General features: G+C 59.9%; 12 protein-coding genes. 3 read left to right on the forward strand and 9 right to left on the reverse strand.

The window, feature by feature from the left end; all coding sequences use genetic code 11:
• Positions 1-73: 73 nt before the first annotated feature.
• The 4 genes from fis to prmA all read right to left on the reverse strand — a co-directional run bounded on the left by fis (position 74) and on the right by prmA (position 3,791).
• Positions 74-394, reverse strand: a complete 321-nt coding sequence (fis, locus tag AC0ZWN_RS11630; RefSeq protein WP_003221275.1) for a DNA-binding transcriptional regulator Fis — start codon at positions 392-394, stop codon at positions 74-76.
• Positions 391-1,401 carry a tRNA dihydrouridine synthase DusB gene (dusB, locus tag AC0ZWN_RS11635; protein WP_093430243.1) on the reverse strand — a complete coding sequence of 337 codons (1,011 nt, stop codon included), beginning with the start codon at positions 1,399-1,401 and terminating at the stop codon, positions 391-393. The genes fis and dusB overlap by 4 nt, the downstream gene beginning before the upstream one ends.
• Positions 1,402-1,586: 185 nt before the next feature.
• Positions 1,587-2,882, reverse strand: a complete 1,296-nt coding sequence (locus tag AC0ZWN_RS11640; RefSeq protein ID WP_099757888.1) for a DUF3426 domain-containing protein — start codon at positions 2,880-2,882, stop codon at positions 1,587-1,589.
• A 30-nt stretch (positions 2,883-2,912) separates the two neighbouring features.
• Positions 2,913-3,791, reverse strand: coding sequence for a 50S ribosomal protein L11 methyltransferase (gene prmA, locus AC0ZWN_RS11645; protein WP_093430245.1), 879 nt, complete (start codon positions 3,789-3,791; stop codon positions 2,913-2,915).
• 192 nt (positions 3,792-3,983) lie between these two features.
• On the opposite strand from prmA, the gene AC0ZWN_RS11650 reads away from it, so the two are divergent.
• Entirely contained in the window at positions 3,984-7,943 is a 3,960-nt protein-coding gene (locus tag AC0ZWN_RS11650) for a type III effector 1 (protein ID WP_476335117.1), read from the forward strand.
• Positions 7,944-8,009: 66 nt separating this feature from the next.
• Here AC0ZWN_RS11650 and accC read toward each other — a convergent pair whose 3' ends face one another.
• The 5 genes from accC to gcbA all read right to left on the reverse strand — a co-directional run bounded on the left by accC (position 8,010) and on the right by gcbA (position 14,258).
• On the reverse strand, positions 8,010-9,365 hold the full coding sequence (gene accC / locus AC0ZWN_RS11655) for an acetyl-CoA carboxylase biotin carboxylase subunit (protein ID WP_093430247.1): 1,356 nt from the start codon (positions 9,363-9,365) through the stop codon (positions 8,010-8,012).
• Between the two features lie 17 nt (positions 9,366-9,382).
• Positions 9,383-9,847, reverse strand: a complete 465-nt coding sequence (gene accB, locus AC0ZWN_RS11660; protein ID WP_093430248.1) for an acetyl-CoA carboxylase biotin carboxyl carrier protein — start codon at positions 9,845-9,847, stop codon at positions 9,383-9,385.
• Positions 9,848-9,895: 48 nt separating this feature from the next.
• On the reverse strand, positions 9,896-10,348 hold the full coding sequence (aroQ, locus tag AC0ZWN_RS11665; protein WP_093430249.1) for a type II 3-dehydroquinate dehydratase: 453 nt from the start codon (positions 10,346-10,348) through the stop codon (positions 9,896-9,898).
• 241 nt (positions 10,349-10,589) lie between these two features.
• The gene (locus tag AC0ZWN_RS11670; RefSeq protein WP_476335120.1) at positions 10,590-12,536 is read right to left on the reverse strand and encodes a methyl-accepting chemotaxis protein; all 1,947 of its coding nucleotides are present in this window, start codon (positions 12,534-12,536) and stop codon (positions 10,590-10,592) included.
• A 51-nt stretch (positions 12,537-12,587) separates the two neighbouring features.
• Positions 12,588-14,258: a diguanylate cyclase GcbA gene (gcbA, locus tag AC0ZWN_RS11675; RefSeq protein ID WP_093430251.1), complete on the reverse strand. Its 1,671-nt coding sequence runs from the start codon at positions 14,256-14,258 to the stop codon at positions 12,588-12,590.
• A gap of 425 nt (positions 14,259-14,683) precedes the next feature.
• On the opposite strand from gcbA, the gene AC0ZWN_RS11680 reads away from it, so the two are divergent.
• Together AC0ZWN_RS11680 and AC0ZWN_RS11685 are read left to right on the forward strand one after the other, a co-directional pair.
• Entirely contained in the window at positions 14,684-15,751 is a 1,068-nt protein-coding gene (locus AC0ZWN_RS11680) for a DUF2333 family protein (RefSeq protein WP_016984927.1), read from the forward strand.
• Between the two features lie 3 nt (positions 15,752-15,754).
• On the forward strand, positions 15,755-16,312 hold the full coding sequence (locus tag AC0ZWN_RS11685; protein WP_095047360.1) for an NUDIX hydrolase: 558 nt from the start codon (positions 15,755-15,757) through the stop codon (positions 16,310-16,312).
• Positions 16,313-16,326: the final 14 nt, after the last annotated feature.

Consider the following 16,326-nt stretch of genomic DNA (forward strand, 5'->3'; position numbering starts at 1 on the left):
ATCAAAAGCAAAGGAAGTCAGCAAAAAAGGCGACCGTTTTTTACGCGGGCGCCTTTCTGGTTTGATTGAATGCTTACAGCAGATCGTACTGCTTGAGTTTCTTGCGCAGCGTGCCGCGGTTAAGTCCGAGCAGCTCACTGGCCTTGGTCTGGTTGCCCTTGACGTAGTTCATCACGCTTTCGAGCAGGGGAGCCTCGACTTCGGAGAGCACCAGGTTGTACACATCCGTGACGGACGCGCCCTCAAGGTGGGCGAAATAATTGTGCAGCGCCTTCTCGACACTCCCGCGAAGGGTCTGGCCTTCTTCGCTCGGGGTATTGAGGTGCTGTTTCAAATTCACGTTGTCGCTCACGGGTGCTGTTCCACTCACTAAAGTCTCGGTCATCATCGTCATGCGGCCACCCCTTCTTCGTCCCCTGTCAGGCTCTTGTAACGCTCGGCGAAAAACTCCCGAACGTTGGCGCATTGTGTTTCCGTACCATCCAAACGATTGAAGTGGGCGCGAAACTCCCTGGCGCCCGGCAAGGTTGCGAGATACCAGCCCACATGCTTGCGCGCAATGCGCACGCCCATCACATCCCCATAGAAAGCGTGAAGGGCGGCCAGATGCTCCAGCAGAATGTGTTCCACTTCGATCAGTTCCGGTGCCGGCAATTTCTCGCCGGTACGCAGGAAGTGTTCGATCTCGCGAAAAATCCATGGCCGCCCTTGGGCGGCGCGGCCTACCAACAGGCCATCGGCACCGGTCGCGTCGAGCACGTAACGGGCCTTTTCCGGCGAATCGATATCGCCATTGGCAAACACCGGCATCGACACCGCCTGCTTGATCGCGGCAATCGTGTCGTACTCGGCTTCACCGGTGTACAGATCGGCGCGAGTGCGGCCATGCACTGCCAGCGCGGTGATCCCGGCCTGCTCGGCGATCTTCGCCACGGTCAGGCCGTTCTTGTTGTCGCGATCCCATCCGGTGCGGATCTTCAAGGTGACCGGCACATCAACCGCAGCCACAACGGCCTGCAGGATCTCGGTCACCAGTGCTTCGTCCTTCAACAACGCGGAACCGGCGGCCTTGTTGCAGACCTTCTTTGCCGGGCAACCCATGTTGATATCAATAATCTGCGCGCCCAATTCGACGTTGGCCCGGGCCGCATCCGCCAGCATCTGCGCGTCGCCACCGGCAATCTGCACCGAGCGGGGCTCGGGATCGCCTTCGTGGATCATGCGCATGCGCGACTTGCGGGTGTTCCACAGGCTCATGTCACTGGTGACCATTTCCGAGACTACAAGCCCTGCGCCCAAACGCTTGCACAGCTGACGAAAGGGCTGGTCGGTGACGCCCGCCATCGGGGCGAGAATCAAGCCGTTCTGCAATGTGTATGGGCCGATGCGTACCGCCGACATAGGACTTCCCTGAGGTGGGGCCGGATCATGAGAGTTCGAAAAAGGGTTGGCATGATACCCGCTCTCGATGACTGGATAAAGGCTGAATTGAACAAAATCTGAACAGTTATTCCGTTATCGCCACAGGTTTGGTTGTGGGTGGCAAAGTCAGAAAACCGCCGTCAATTGCAAACCGCCGCAGGGATTCACTCGGGCGAGTGGAAACTCAGGCTGTAATTCACTGCTTTCGGGCCTGGGTCGAGGATATCCAGCGCAATGTGGATCGGCGTTTGCGGCGGCATTTCCGCCAGACCTTCGAGGTCCCCTCTGAGGTACTCGCCGGGTTTGAAGCGACGACTGGCGATCAAGTGGCCATTGAGGTCGGCGAAACGCAGTTCCAGTAATGGAAAGGGCTGAGAAAATGTCGCGCGGTTATAAATGATCGCGTCGACCACCAATGCGCCGTTGAACTCTGGATGACTGCGCACCACCAGGTTGCTGCTCTTGATCCGGGCGATGTCGACCTTGGACGGCACCGTGCAGCCGATCTGCGGGCAGATTTGCTGGAACCACGGACGGTATTGATCCTGGCGGGCGAGTTCGTCGAAATGATAGGCGATGTATTGGGCAGCCAGTCCGCCCGCCGCCAGTAGCACCAACAGCAACCAGAGCAAACGGCGTCCCCACGGCGAGCGGCGTTTCTGCCAGTCCAGTTGCAGCGGGTCGTCAGTCAGGTCCTGCAGGACTTCAGCACGTACACCGGGTTCTGCGCGCTCGCGCTTTTTGCGCAGCGGCTCGATCGATGGCAACTCGTCGCCGTCATCGTTGTCGTCGCTGGCAGAAAATCGTTCACGACGGGCATTCGGATCGATCGGGTCGTGAAGGCGCAGTTGCGGGATCGCCGGCTCGTCGTCGAGATCTACCGGTTCCAAAGTCAGCGAAGGCTCGGTGCGCGCGGCTTTGGCCGGTTCGATCTCCGAGACTTCTGCCTCGTCGTCGGGCTCGATCGTGTGCTCATCGGCATGTTCGCTGAACAGGCTGTCGCGCCAGACGGTTTCGTCCGGCTCAGGCATGTCGCGCCGGGCGCTCAGGGAATCTTCGCGGGGACGACCGAATTCGGTGGTCGGCTGGATTTCCCGTTGCTCGAGGCGGGCAAGTTCCTGGTCCAGATCGAGGCTGTCGAGATCCAGCTCCGAGGCGCTCCACTGCTTTTGGCTGATGGCGCGCGGTGCCGGCGGCTCGACGATGGCTACGGGTTCGACGGCTGGCGTCGACTCGACAATCGGCGGTGGCTCCGCAATCGGCAGTGGCTCGGCAAGCGACGGCGCGAGCGGCGTCACCGCGTCCTTGCCAGCGTGTTGTTCCAGCAGCTGTTTGGCGGCATTGAACACTTGCAGGCAGGAGCCGCAGCGAACCACCCCGCGGGCCACGCTCAATTGAGCATGGCTGACACGGAAACTGGTTTGGCAATGCGGGCACTGGGTGACGAAACTGTCAGTCATGCGGCGATCCGGATTATGCAGGCGGACATATTAGCGCCGACGGCCGGTGATGCGCACCCAGCCATCGCGATTGGCGATCGGGTCGAGATCGAAGTCCTGTGCATAAGCGGCAGCGACTTCATCACCTTGTTCCGCGAGGATGCCCGACAGGGCCAGACGACCGCCGGATTTGACCAGACCAGACAGTTGCGGCGCCAGCGAAACCAGCGGACCGGCAAGAATGTTGGCAACCAGCACGTCAGCTTGAACCTGCGGCAAGTCTTGCGGCAGGTACAGCGGGAACAGTTCGTCGGCAATATTGTTGCGACCGGCGTTGTCGCGCGAGGCTTCCAGCGCCTGCACGTCGATGTCGGTACCAACGGCTTCTTTCGCACCGAGCAACAGGGCGGCGATCGCCAGAATTCCCGAACCGCAACCGAAGTCGAGCACGTCGCAGTCTTTCAGGTCCTGGCCGTCGAGCCATTCCAGGCACAAAGCGGTGGTCGGGTGAGTGCCGGTGCCGAACGCCAGGCCCGGATCCAGCAGCAGGTTGACCGCATCAGGTTCCGGCGCGGCGTGCCAGCTCGGCACGATCCACAGGCGCTGGCCGAAACGCATCGGCTGGAAACCGTCCATCCAGCTGCGTTCCCAGTCCTGATCTTCGATGACTTCGCTGTGGTGTTCGGGCAGCGGGCTGCCGGTCAGCAGTTCCAGATGGGCCAGTACCGGGGCTGGTTCGGTGCCGCCTTCGAACAGCGCCAGCAAGTGGGTGTGCGACCACAATGGGGTGGTGTTGAGTTCCGGTTCGAAGATCGGCTGGTCTTCGGCGTCCATGAAGGTCACCGACACGGCGCCGACTTCGAGGAATGCGTCCTCGTAGGTTTCGGCTTGTTCGGGGGTGATGGCGAGACGGACTTGCAGCCAAGGCATGGCGGGCACCTTTGAAAATCTGTGGGGCAGCCCGAAGCTGCAAAAGCGCGCAGTTTACGCCAGGTCGCCGGCAAAGTGGACAAGCCTCTTGGCTGTTACACATTCGCCGGCGCGATATACATATGTATCCCCGGAGCGCGGTTGCCGGCAAATAGAGTGAAAGCTCATTTCTACGCAAGCGGGCTGGACGATATGGCGAGTGAACAAGGGATTGTAGAAGAAAAACCACCGGAAGCCGCTGCGCCCACAGGGACGGCCCAGGAGATTCTGCTGCGGATCACGCGTTGGCAGGTACTCATCGACAAGCGCCTGAGCAGTCAGCTGACCTTGTTGGAGGCCATGGAAGCTTTCGCGTTGACCGAGCTGCGCAATCATTACCCGCACGGCAATATCGATCCGGGTTTTGTGCTGGCTTTGCTCGATTCGATTCTGCAGAAAATCATCGACGGCAAGCCGATGATGTACCTGGCGATTCAGGACGCTCCGTACCGCTGGCCGGGTGCTGCTGACCGGGGATTTCCGCTCGGCCATCGTCAAGCGGTCATCCAGACTGTGGAGAGCGTTTCTGAGCATTTCCTTGATCAATACAAAAACTACCTGCGAACACATTGGGAAACCAAAGGGCAGGAGCCTGCGTTCGATCAGTTGGTTTTGCGCAAATTGCAGCGTTATATCGATGACATCGACGCGCTGTTCCACACTGACCGGCTCGTGCGACTGACGCCGGATCGATTGCGCAGGCAAATCGAAAAGGTTCAGGAACGAGGCGCTCGCCGCTATCGGTTGACCGCACTGGCAACGGGTGCGGAAAAGAAGAGGCTCGAAGCGCAGTCATACGCGCAATTGCCGCATTGGCTGCGGGTGCTGAACGAACCGGAGCGTGCCAGGCTGCGTCGTTATCAAGAACAGACGTCGCAGGCCCAGGCAGCGCTCGATGATCTGCTGGAAGGCTACGGCTCGTTGCGCGCCTATGCCCGGCAACAGGCGATTGACTATATCCAGCTCAAACTCGACATGGAGGTGGAACCGGACCGGATCGATGTCCGCCTGAGGTGGCTTTCAGCGGTCGGCGAGCCGACGCAGAACCGCAGTTTGAGCCAGTTGCTCGCGGCGGGGCCGATCGGTACGGATTTCGCTGCCGTTCTGGAAGTCTCCAGTGGTCCTTCGCGACGCAATCAGCCGCTGGAGCCGGCATTCATCGCCGACATGCTGGCCGGCCAGGATTATCCGGTCGGGTACCTGCGAGCCCTCGCCGGGCAGTATGAGCGCGAGGACGTACAAAAGGCCTTGATCGACTGGTTTGTCGCGCGACTCAAGCAAAGCGCGTTCGTTGCGCGTTGTGCGGGGCATCTGGCGGTGGACGATCATGATCGTCTCGAATCGATGTGGGCAGGGGAAACCATGGGCGAATCCTTGCGCGTCGCCGCACTGACTTTACCCAACAGCATGCAGTGTGCCGACTTTCTGGTGTTTTACCGGCAAGAGCCTGCACCAGCGGTGAGCGATCTGCTGCTGTACGCGCCAAACAAGCCAGACGGCCAGGAGTGGGTGCGCCTGCCTTCGCTGGCGGCATTGACCGGAGAGGTCTGGGGCTGGACGCAGAGCGAGTCCGGTCGCGAATATCTTTTGCAGCAGCTTTCTCCCACTGCCCATCGTCGAGCGCGGGAGTATCTTGTCGCCGTGGCTGCCGACCCTGGCCGTTGGGGTATGAGCAGTGATATTCGGCGTGCGCCCCTGCCGTTTGCTCAGTGCGTCGAAGCGGCTGTAAAAATGGGCCTGGCCAAAAACCTGCAGCAGGTCGAAGAGGACAATTTACTGCGCTGGAACTCAACGCTGACCCTGGATGCGCGTCGACGCCTCAGCAGCCTGAATCAGGAGCTGGTTGTTCATCAGCAGGTCTTCAATGAGTTGCTGGGCGGTTTCGAAGTCTTTGTCGACTTTGCCAGACGCACGGTGGCCGCAGAGATCGCGCCTTATATGCGCAGCAAACAGGTGCTGGAACCGGTTGATCCGGCCACCGTGTTGATCGATTACAACGCCGGCATCGCCGATCGCAGGAAACAGTCGGTAGCCAGCCTGCTCGATCTGGCGATCTACGGCTACGACGACAACGCTGGTATCGACAATCCGAAAAAGGGCGTGCGCTCATCCGTTGGCCAGGATCTGAGCGAGGTGCGCAGCGCCGATCTGGCGTTGTATCTGCGCGGGGCCTGGCTGGGTGAGAAGTACGCCAGCGAAATCCGAGGCAAATATCTCGACGCTCGCCATGCGGACTACGAGCCGCGCCGGTTTGCCTGGCGCAATGTGCTGCTGTCGACAATGGATCGTGACTTGCGGGTTGCGCGAAGTCAGGCACGGCTAAGCGACACGGTGTATACAGCGCTCGTCCGCCAGGTCTCGCTGTTGAGTCAATTGCCAACGTCAGGGGGCCATTTGCCGGGCGCCAACAGGGTCACGACTGACGGCGTATTCAGGTTTACTGTGCGTGGTCATGTCGTACTCGGGGTTTATGTTTTTACCGCTTTCGATCCCGAGCCGTCTTGGTGGTTGTATACCCCGGATGCTCCTGACGGCCTCGCGGTGCGCCCGTACCATTCACTGTTTGGCGACATCGCCGGCGAGCTGCATGACTACTTGATGGCGCGCACGGCGGTTGCTGCACGCAAAACCGTTTCGCTCTCCTTGCATGCGATAGCGGTAAAAAATCAGCGCGTCGATACGTTGTACGAAGCGCAGCGAGTGAGCGACGCGCGGGTTGAGTTCAACGCTTACATCGAGCGCACGGTTACGGATGTGCACGACATCACGACCAGCCGCGCGGAAATGATCGAAAGACAGATGGTCAAGGGACTGATGTTCGCCGCCGCGCCGTTTTGCATGGTGTTTCCGCCCTTCGCCTTGCTGCTGGACGTGGTGTTCATTGCCGTCAGTGCCGGTGATGCCGTCGCGGCGCATCTGGAGGGCGATGTCGATGGCGCGCTCGGCCATTGGCTTGAGGCGTCGTGGGGCGCGCTGTTTGCCATGGTTGGCGCCGGCAGTACGGTCAAGTTACTCGGGCGCACGGTCAGAAATCTGAAGCACACGACGCGGCCGGTCTCATTGCTCACAGAACGCTTGAGCACCGTGGATCCGATTCGCAAGGAAGTGCTGCCGGCGGTTCGCAAGGTGCGTTTTCACGCCAGACAGGCCGTCAGCAACAAGCCGGATAATTTGCAGCAGGTCACTGAAGAAGGTGTCTTTTTTGGCACATGGCGCAGTCCGCCCAGTGCTGCACAGCCCCAGCCGACCTATTACATCCGCAACAGAGGCAAGTACTTCCAGGTCAGGGAAAACCAGCATTTCGGGGGGCTCAGCCTGATCGATGCCCGGCGCCCCGAAGCCATTTATCAGCGCTCCGTACGTCTGACCGCGAGTGGCAAATGGACGCATGACCGGGTCGGGCTGCGCGGCGGCAATGATCAGGTACGTAATCTTGGTCGAGTGAACAATCTGCGCAATGCGTTTCCTGGCCGGGTCGAGCCAGTGCTGAACCGTGGTGCGTTGCAGGGCGAGGCTGTGGTGGCGAAGTTTGTCGCCGGGTCTATGGACAATTATCTGTTTTCGCTGAATGCGCAGACCTGCGTGATTGCCTCGATGTACAACCCGGCGACAAAGGTCGGCGCAGTCATTCATTTCGATCACAACATTCGCTCGCTGATCAACCACACCGTCAAGGATGCGATGACGCGTCTGGGAGGCTCGCCCAAAGATGTTCGGGTCACGCTGGTGGGCGGTGACTGGCTGACCGGCACCGACATCGGTGGACCGGTCAGGAGTGTATTGCGTCAACAGGGGCTGAGGCCGACATGGGATTACTGGTCGTATTCTTCCTGTCTGGGTAATACCTATGCTGTTTCATTGAATCTGAACAACGGTGTTTCGACGGTGTTCAAGACTTCAGCCAGCCAGGTTGAACGCTTGTATTCGCCGGTTTTGCAGCGGGCCAGATATGCCAGCGATCCGGTGTCGAAACGTGCACAGGTATTCATGGAGCGGTTTCGTCGAAAGCCATTGCACCAAGATGCCTCTGGCGCTGTAGTCGACCAGAACGGGCGCCGGGCAACCCCTGAAATGATTCAGGGGCAGGCTTTTACCTTGGTGTCGATGTACTGATGCGCTGGTTGCAGGCATAAAAAAACCCGATCCACAGGGATCGGGTTTTTCCACGCCAGGTCAGTCTTACGACTGCTTGGCCAGCTTGTGCTCGAGGTAGTGAATGTTCACGCCACCTTTGCAGAAGCCTTCGTCACGAACCAGGTCACGGTGCAGCGGGATGTTGGTCTTGATCCCGTCAACCACGATTTCGTCCAGGGCATTGCGCATGCGGGCCATGGCTTCGTCGCGGGTCGCGCCGTAAGTGATCAGCTTGCCGATCAGCGAGTCGTAGTTCGGTGGAACCGCATAACCGCTGTACAGGTGCGAATCGACGCGAACGCCGTTGCCGCCTGGTGCGTGGAAATGCTTGACCGTGCCCGGGCTCGGCATGAAGGTTTTCGGGTCTTCAGCGTTGATCCTGCATTCCAGCGAGTGGCCACGAATAACCACGTCATCCTGAGTGAACGACAGCTTGTTGCCAGCGGCGATGCTGAGCATCTCCTTGACGATGTCGATACCGGTAACCATTTCCGAAACCGGGTGCTCCACCTGAACACGGGTGTTCATTTCGATGAAGTAGAAGCGACCGTTTTCGTAGAGGAACTCGAAGGTGCCGGCGCCACGGTAACCGATGTCGATGCACGCCTTGACGCAACGAGCCAACACTTCTTCGCGAGCCTTCTCGTCGATGCCCGGTGCCGGCGCTTCTTCGAGAACCTTCTGGTGGCGGCGTTGCAGCGAGCAATCGCGGTCGCCCAGATGGATGGCGTGGCCCTGGCCGTCGGACAGAACCTGCACTTCGACGTGACGTGGGTTGGTCAGGAATTTTTCCAGATAGACCATCGGGTTGCCGAACGCCGCGCCTGCTTCGGAGCGGGTCAGTTTCGCCGAGGCGATCAGGTCTTCTTCCTTGTGCACCACGCGCATGCCGCGACCACCACCGCCGCCAGCGGCTTTGATGATCACCGGGTAGCCGACTTCACGACCGATGCGCAATGCCGTTTCTTCGTCTTCCGGCAGCGGGCCATCGGAACCTGGAACGGTTGGCACGCCTGCTTCGATCATCGCGTGCTTGGCCGAGACCTTGTCACCCATCAGGCGAATGGTGTCGGCTTTCGGGCCGATGAACGCGAAGCCGGAGTTCTCGACCTGCTCGGCAAAATCGGCGTTTTCCGCGAGGAAACCGTAGCCTGGGTGAATGGCGGTAGCGCCAGTCACTTCAGCGGCAGCGATGATGGCCGGGATGTGCAGGTAGGACTGAGCGGCAGAAGCCGGGCCGATGCAGACGGATTCGTCTGCCAGACCCAGGTGCATCAGCTCTTTGTCGGCCTTGGAGTAAACGGCGACGGTCTTGATGCCCATCTCTTTGCAGGCACGCAGAATCCGCAGGGCGATCTCACCGCGGTTAGCGATCAGAACTTTTTCCAACTTCGCAGTCATCAAAGGCTCTCCGCAGTTCAAACGATGGTGAACAGCGGTTGGTCGTACTCAACCGGCTGGCCGTCTTCGACGAGGATGGACTCGATCACACCGCTGGTTTCAGCTTCGATGTGGTTCATCATCTTCATGGCTTCGACGATGCACAGAGTGTCGCCTTTCTTCACGGTCTGGCCGACTTCAACGAAGGACGGCGAGGTTGGCGAAGATTTGCGATAGAAAGTGCCGACCATCGGCGAACGGGCAACAGTGCCGTTCAGCGCTGGTGCAGCAGCGGCAGCCGGGGCTGCGGCAGCAACCGGAGCAGCAGCGGCGGCAGGTGCGGCAGCCGGAGCGTGCATCGGAGCCGGCGCGTAGTACTGCTGAGCCGGGGTCTTGCTGTGACGGCTGATGCGTACGGACTCTTCGCCTTCCTTGATCTCGAGCTCGTCGATGCCGGACTCTTCCAGCAATTCGATCAGTTTCTTAACTTTACGGATATCCATGAATCATCAACTCCCAAGGGTCGGTCAGGGGCGTTTAACGCTTGTAGTTCAAGCCGTTGCCTGTGTTTCAAGCTGTTCTAGCGCAGCCTCCAGGGCCAGTCGGTAACCGCTGGCGCCAAGGCCGCAGATCACTCCCACCGCAACGTCGGAGAAGTAAGAGTGATGGCGGAAAGGTTCACGTTTGTGCACGTTGGACAAATGCACTTCGATGAATGGGATGCTCACTCCCAGCAACGCGTCACGTAATGCGACACTTGTGTGCGTAAAAGCTGCTGGATTGATCAGAATGAAATCGACCCCTTCGCCACGCGCGGCGTGGATGCGGTCGATCAATTCGTACTCGGCATTGCTTTGCAGATACAGCAAATGATGACCGGCTTCACGGGCGCGGCGCTCCAGATCCTGATTGATCTGCGCCAGGGTCGTTGAACCGTAAGTGCCGGGTTCGCGGGTGCCGAGCAGGTTCAGGTTGGGGCCGTGCAGCACCAGGAGGGTCGCCATCTGCGTAGTCCTTGTTATGAATGAGCAATCGTCAGAACCCGGCGACTATGCCGCAAAGACTTTGTGACTGTCCAGTTCTATGCAATAGCCAGCACGATGGCCGATGTTTGCGCGAAATATGTGACCAAGTGGTTTGATCCGGTCATTTGTGGTGTCTGGACTGACGCCTTCGCGAGCAAGCTCGCTCCCACAGGGGTATGCATTCCAATGTGGGAGCGAGCTTGCTCGCGAAGGCAATTTGTCAGACGCGAAATGCCTGTACGGCCGTATGCAATTGCCCACCCAATACCAGCAGATTCTCACCCTGCTCACGCCCGCGGCCGATACGCACCAGATTATCCCCACCCAACTGATGAATCCGCTCACTGTGATCGCGAATCTCGCTGACCGCGCCGCTCTGCTGCGCCGTGACGTCGGCAATGCGGATCGCCGTGTCGGAAATGGTCTGGATCGCGCCGACGATTTTATCCAGCGCGCCATCCGCCGCTTGCGCCTGATTGGCCGTGGCTTCGGCGTGCTCGACCTGCGCGCGCATGCCTTCGACCGATTGACGAGCAGCGGTTTGCAGGCCGGCGATCAGGGTTTGAATTTCGGCAGTTGCGCCGGCTGTACGTTGTGCCAGCGAGCGCACTTCTTCAGCCACCACGGCAAATCCTCGACCCATTTCCCCGGCACGCGCCGCTTCGATCGCCGCGTTAAGCGCCAGCAGGTTGGTTTGATCGGCAATCGAGCGAATCACCGTCAATACGCCACCAATGGTCGCTGACTCCTCGGCCAGATGCTCGATCATTTGCGCGTTGCCCTGAACCTCACCGACCAGCGCGTGCAGGCCGGTGAGGCTTTGGCCAATCACGGTCTGGCCATGCTCGACCGCCAGTCCGGCATGACGGCTGGCATCCGCCGCCTGCTGCGCATCGCCAGCGACCTGCTGAATCGTCGCCTCCAACTCGCCGAGTGAATCGCGGATCAGCGCGGTGTCACCGGCCTGATGTTCGGCGCCGCTGTGCAAGTCGTTGCTTAGTTCGGCGAGCGTGCGACTGCTGCCTGCGACTTGTTCGGCATTGCCGCGAATTGTCCCAACCAAGTCCACCAGGTAGGCACGCAAGCGATTGAGCGAGGCCTCGATGTCGTGCAGTTCACGGTTGGTTTTGCCCAAATGAATGTCGCGGCTGAAATCGCCTTCGGCCCAGTTCGACAGCGCCGGAGCGAGATTGGTCAGCGTGCGGGCCAGCCGCCGCTGCAAGGTGTCGATGAGCAACGCAATCAGCAGAATCAAGCCGATCATCACGCCTTGCATCAGCCGCACTTCGCCTTGAATTTGCCCGTGCTGCGCGCGCACGACTGGCTCAAGTCCGGCGATGGCCTGCTGCACGGCGGCGATTTTCTGGTGGGTGGCGGTGCTGAGGTCGGTGCGTTTCTGGATCTGATCCCGTGTGCGTGCCAGCTCCGCCGGATAGCGTCCGAGCAAGCTGTTGAGCTCACGTTTGAGCCCGACACCAGCGTCTTCGGCGACGGTTTTTTCGCTGTTCTCGATGCCCATCATTGCCGCAAAGTCATCACTGCCCGATTCGCTTTTGGCGACAACACCGAGCAAGGGCAGGGCCTCAATTACCTGAGCTTGCGAGCGGATATTGGTGACTTCGCGCTCAACATCGGCGGCCAGTTCACTGCGCCCGCTGCTGACCAGTTTGTCCCGCGCCAGTGACAGTTTGCCTAAGTGCTGAGAGGCGACGAGCAACGGCGTCAGATAAGCCGCGTTGCCGTTGGCGTAAGTGCTGAGCTGATCGAGGCTGGCGCTCAGTTCGCGCTCTGCCTGCAACAGCAAGGCCTGCGGGTCGCCCGCCAGTTTGCCGGCAGCGAGCAAGTCGGTCTTGCTGAATTCATCAAGGCCCGACAGGCTCGGGCGCAGGGTGTCGGCCAGCGCTGGCGGCAATTCGCCGAGTTCTTTCTGCAAATTGTCGATGGCCTGACTGGCACTGCTCAGGCGCAAGGCGTCGCCGCTGGCGAGGTAATCCTCGACGTTGCGTGCCACCTCGTTCTGAAATTGTTGCGACAGACCGAGATAGCGCTCCATCAAAAGGTACGGGCGCTCAAGGGCTTTTTGCGACCACCACAGCGTCGCGCCGAGTGCGAGACACACGGCGACCAACAGCAGGGTATTGAGATTGGTGAGCAACTTCAGGCGCATGACGGCTACCAACGGCAGAAATGGTAAGCGCCTGAATTTATTGCGGTTCTATTACAGGGTTATGACCGAATCAGTGGAATCCGATGAAAAAGTGGCACTTTGCTTTGAGTCGCGCGCGGTCTGCACGCGATTGCGTCCGGCGCCCTTGGCGCGGTACAGCGCTTCGTCGGCCTGACTGGCCATCATCAGGCTGTCGCAGTCGTCGTGCATTTCCACCACGCCAGCGCTGAAGGTGCACCACAAATCCTGCGGCTGCGCCGGGTAGTGGATTTCAGCGAAGCGCTGGCGGATCTCGTCGAGCACTTTGTGCGCGGCTTCTATATCGGTGTCGGGCATGACGATGGCGAATTCTTCGCCGCCGTATCGGCCAATGAAATCGGTTTTGCGCAAACGCTGCTTGAGAAACAGCGCGAGGCTCTTGATCACCCGGTCGCCCATCGGGTGGCCGTGGCTGTCGTTGACCCGTTTGAAATGGTCGATGTCGAGCATCGCAAAGCTCAATGGCTTGTTCTCGCGGCGGGCGCGGAACGAGCAGTCTTCGAGCAATTGCAGAATGTGCGTGTGGTTGTACAGACCGGTGAGGCTGTCGCGGACCATCCGTGCTTTGAGGTTGCGTGCGCGGGCGGCGCGGTTGCGCACGGTGGTGATCAGGTGGCGCGGCTTGATCGGTTTGGTCAGGAAGTCATCGCCGCCCTCGCTCATGGCGTCGAGCTGCTTGTCCAGATCGTCCTCGGCAGACAGGTAAATGATCGGCACGCTGACATAGCGATCGTTGTGGCGAATCACTTTGGCCAGTTCGGTGCCAGTGCAGGCTGGCATGTACATGTCGAGGATGATCAGGTCGGGCTGGAAATCGGCCAGTTCCGCCATCGCCTGAATCGGTTCGATCAAGGTCCGCGTGACGATGCCGGCGCTGTTGAGCAGGCGCTCGGTGTGCAAGGCCTGCGCACGCGAGTCGTCGATGATCAGCACTTTATAAGGTTCGTACTGGGCGACGCAGGTGAGGACTTCTATCTTTTCCAGCAGGCTCGACGCTTCGAGGGTGCCGGTGAGGAACTCCTGGCCGCCGGCGCGCACGGCGGCGAGACGGGTTGGCGTGTCGGTTTCGTGCAGGCTGAAGAACAGCAGCGGCAGCGGTTCTTCCAAACCGACCTGGGCCTCCGCGGCAAGTTTCAGGCCGATGCCGGCGCCGCTGAAATCGACGTCCATGACGATCGCCGCGGGCAGGCGCTCGACCATCGAGGAGCGAAACGCCGACACACTGTCCAGCGCCTGCGCGCTCAGACCGAAGAATTCCAGTTGTTTGGCCAGGCGTTCGGCGCGGTCGTGATCTTGCAGCATCACATAGATCGGTTTGCGCAGCGGTGGCAGGAAAGTCTGGTCGAGTTGATCGCCATGGCGCAGGCCGGTGCGTGACAAGCGCTGCATCAAGCGATTGAGGTCGGTGATCAAGCCACTGCTCAGGCGACCGCGATTGGCGTCCACCGCTTCCAGCGATTGGCTGATATGGCGCGCAAGCTGCGTGTGTTCGGGCTGTTCGAAGCGCTCGGCAAAACGCAGCAGGCGCAGGTTGGCCTCGCTCAGTTCGGCGAGATCGACATTGGACCACTCAGTGCGTTGCAGGCGCTGCCATATCTCAAGAATCTGACGTGCCTGATGAATTACCCGCTGGGCAAAGTGGTGCTTGAGACGCTCACGGCTGGGGTCTTCTGGCTCGGTCATATCCTGACTACTAGTTAGGCTGCATGCTGAGATCGACTGGTGGCTCTATGCTAGCACCTCTTTTCCCTTACACGAGTGTCGTACGTCAATAATCTGCAGTGCGTCACCATTCAGTTTCTGACCGGGCGGTTTTGTTTTTGACCTGAGTGTCTGACAAGTCCCCGTAGGCCGGGCACTCCCTGACTAAGCTGGGTGATCAGGATGACGGGGCAGTCGTGCTTTTATCCGTGCAGTGAATGACTTTTGCGATGGTTTTCAATCCGATGGGCTGAAGCATGGGCATCGGGGATTCCCTTAGTCATCGTCGAAGCGTCATTCGCCCACACGAATTGCGGCTTATCTTTACGCGCGGGTGCCCGGCCTCGGCACGTTGTTGTATGGTTGTGGTCGAACCGTTGAACCCAAGTGATTGAAAGGATATCGCCATGCTGGACTGGAAAAACCGCGCGGGCAGCGCGCCTGAACGTGCCGCCGAACCCAAGTCGGCCACCCGCAGCTATGTTGGCGGATTACTGTTCAGCCGTGCATTGGCCACGCTGATCGGCATCTACCTGCTGGTGACCATTGGCCTTGGCTGGTACTGGAGCCAGGAGCCGGCGCTGTTTCCGGTCGCACAAAACGCGCAAGTGGCGGCCGAGAAAGAAGGCAAGCAGATGGTGATCGGCTACACCACCGTCGAAACCCTGAAGACCGTTGCCGGCACCTTGCTCAACAAGCCGGGCGGCTACATTTCCAACGACCGCTTCCCGCCGGGCCTGTGGATGGACAACACGCCAAGCTGGGAATACGGCGTGCTGGTGCAGGTGCGTGACCTGACCCGTGCCCTGCGTAAAGACTTTGCCCGTTCGCAGTCGCAGTCGGCGGAAGATGCCGATCTGGCCAAGGCCGAGCCGCGTTTCAACTTCGACAACAAGAGCTGGATCCTGCCGTCGAGTGAGTCGGAATATCAGGAGGGCATCAACTCGCTGAGTCGTTATCAGGCGCGCCTGTCTGATCCAACCCAGAAAAACGCGCTGTTCTATGCTCGCGCCGACAACCTGAACAACTGGCTGGGCGATGTCGGCACCCGTCTCGGTTCGCTGTCGCAACGCCTGTCGGCCAGCGTAGGCCGAGTCAAACTCAATACCGCGCTGAAAACCGAAGTGCCGGCGATCGGCGAAGTGCCGCAGGTTGACGAAGAAGTCGTCGAGACCCCGTGGATGCAGATCGACAACGTGTTCTACGAAGCCCGCGGTCAGGCCTGGGCGCTGTCGCACCTGCTGCGCGCCATTGAAGTCGATTTCGCCGATGTGCTGGCGAAGAAGAACGCCACCGTCAGCGTGCGCCAGATCATCCGTGAACTGGAAGCCTCGCAGGAGCCGGTCTGGAGTCCTATGATTCTTAACGGCAGCGGCTTCGGCGTGCTGGCCAACCACTCGCTGGTCATGGCCAACTATATTTCCCGGGCCAACGCCGCGGTGATCGATTTGCGTCAACTGCTCAATCAGGGCTGATTCATGAGCCACAACGCCAAAGAGGCGGCCCATCGCGCCGCCTCCGATGCTGAACAGATCGCCTGGGTCGATGAGCAGGACAACCTGCTCGGCGCGCTCGTGCGCGCCGATTTGCGCGAGCGCGGGTTGATCGGTCGTGGCACCTACATCATGTTGTTCAATTCCGCCGGTGAGCTGTGCGTGCACCGGCGCACCTTGAGCAAGGCGATTTATCCCGGCTACTGGGACGTCGCGGCGGGCGGCATGGTCCAGGCAGACGAGACCTACGCCGAGTCGGCGGCCCGTGAACTGGAAGAGGAATTGGGCGTCAGCGGCGTCGAGCTGACGGCTCATGACCATTTCTATTTTGAGGACACCGGCAATCGCCTGTGGTGTTCGGCGTTTTCTGCCGTATGGGACGGCCCGTTGAAACTGCAACCGGAGGAGGTGCTGGAAGCGCGCTTTATTCCGGTCGAGCAGGTGCTGCAGGAAATCCAGCAGAAGCCTTATTGCCCGGACTCTCTGGCCGCATTGAAGCGCTATCTCAAGGCGCAGCAAAGCGACGTCGCAAAGAACACATAAATTGGCGCCGATTG

This window comes from Pseudomonas sp. 3B-A001-10F, from assembly GCF_056313565.1.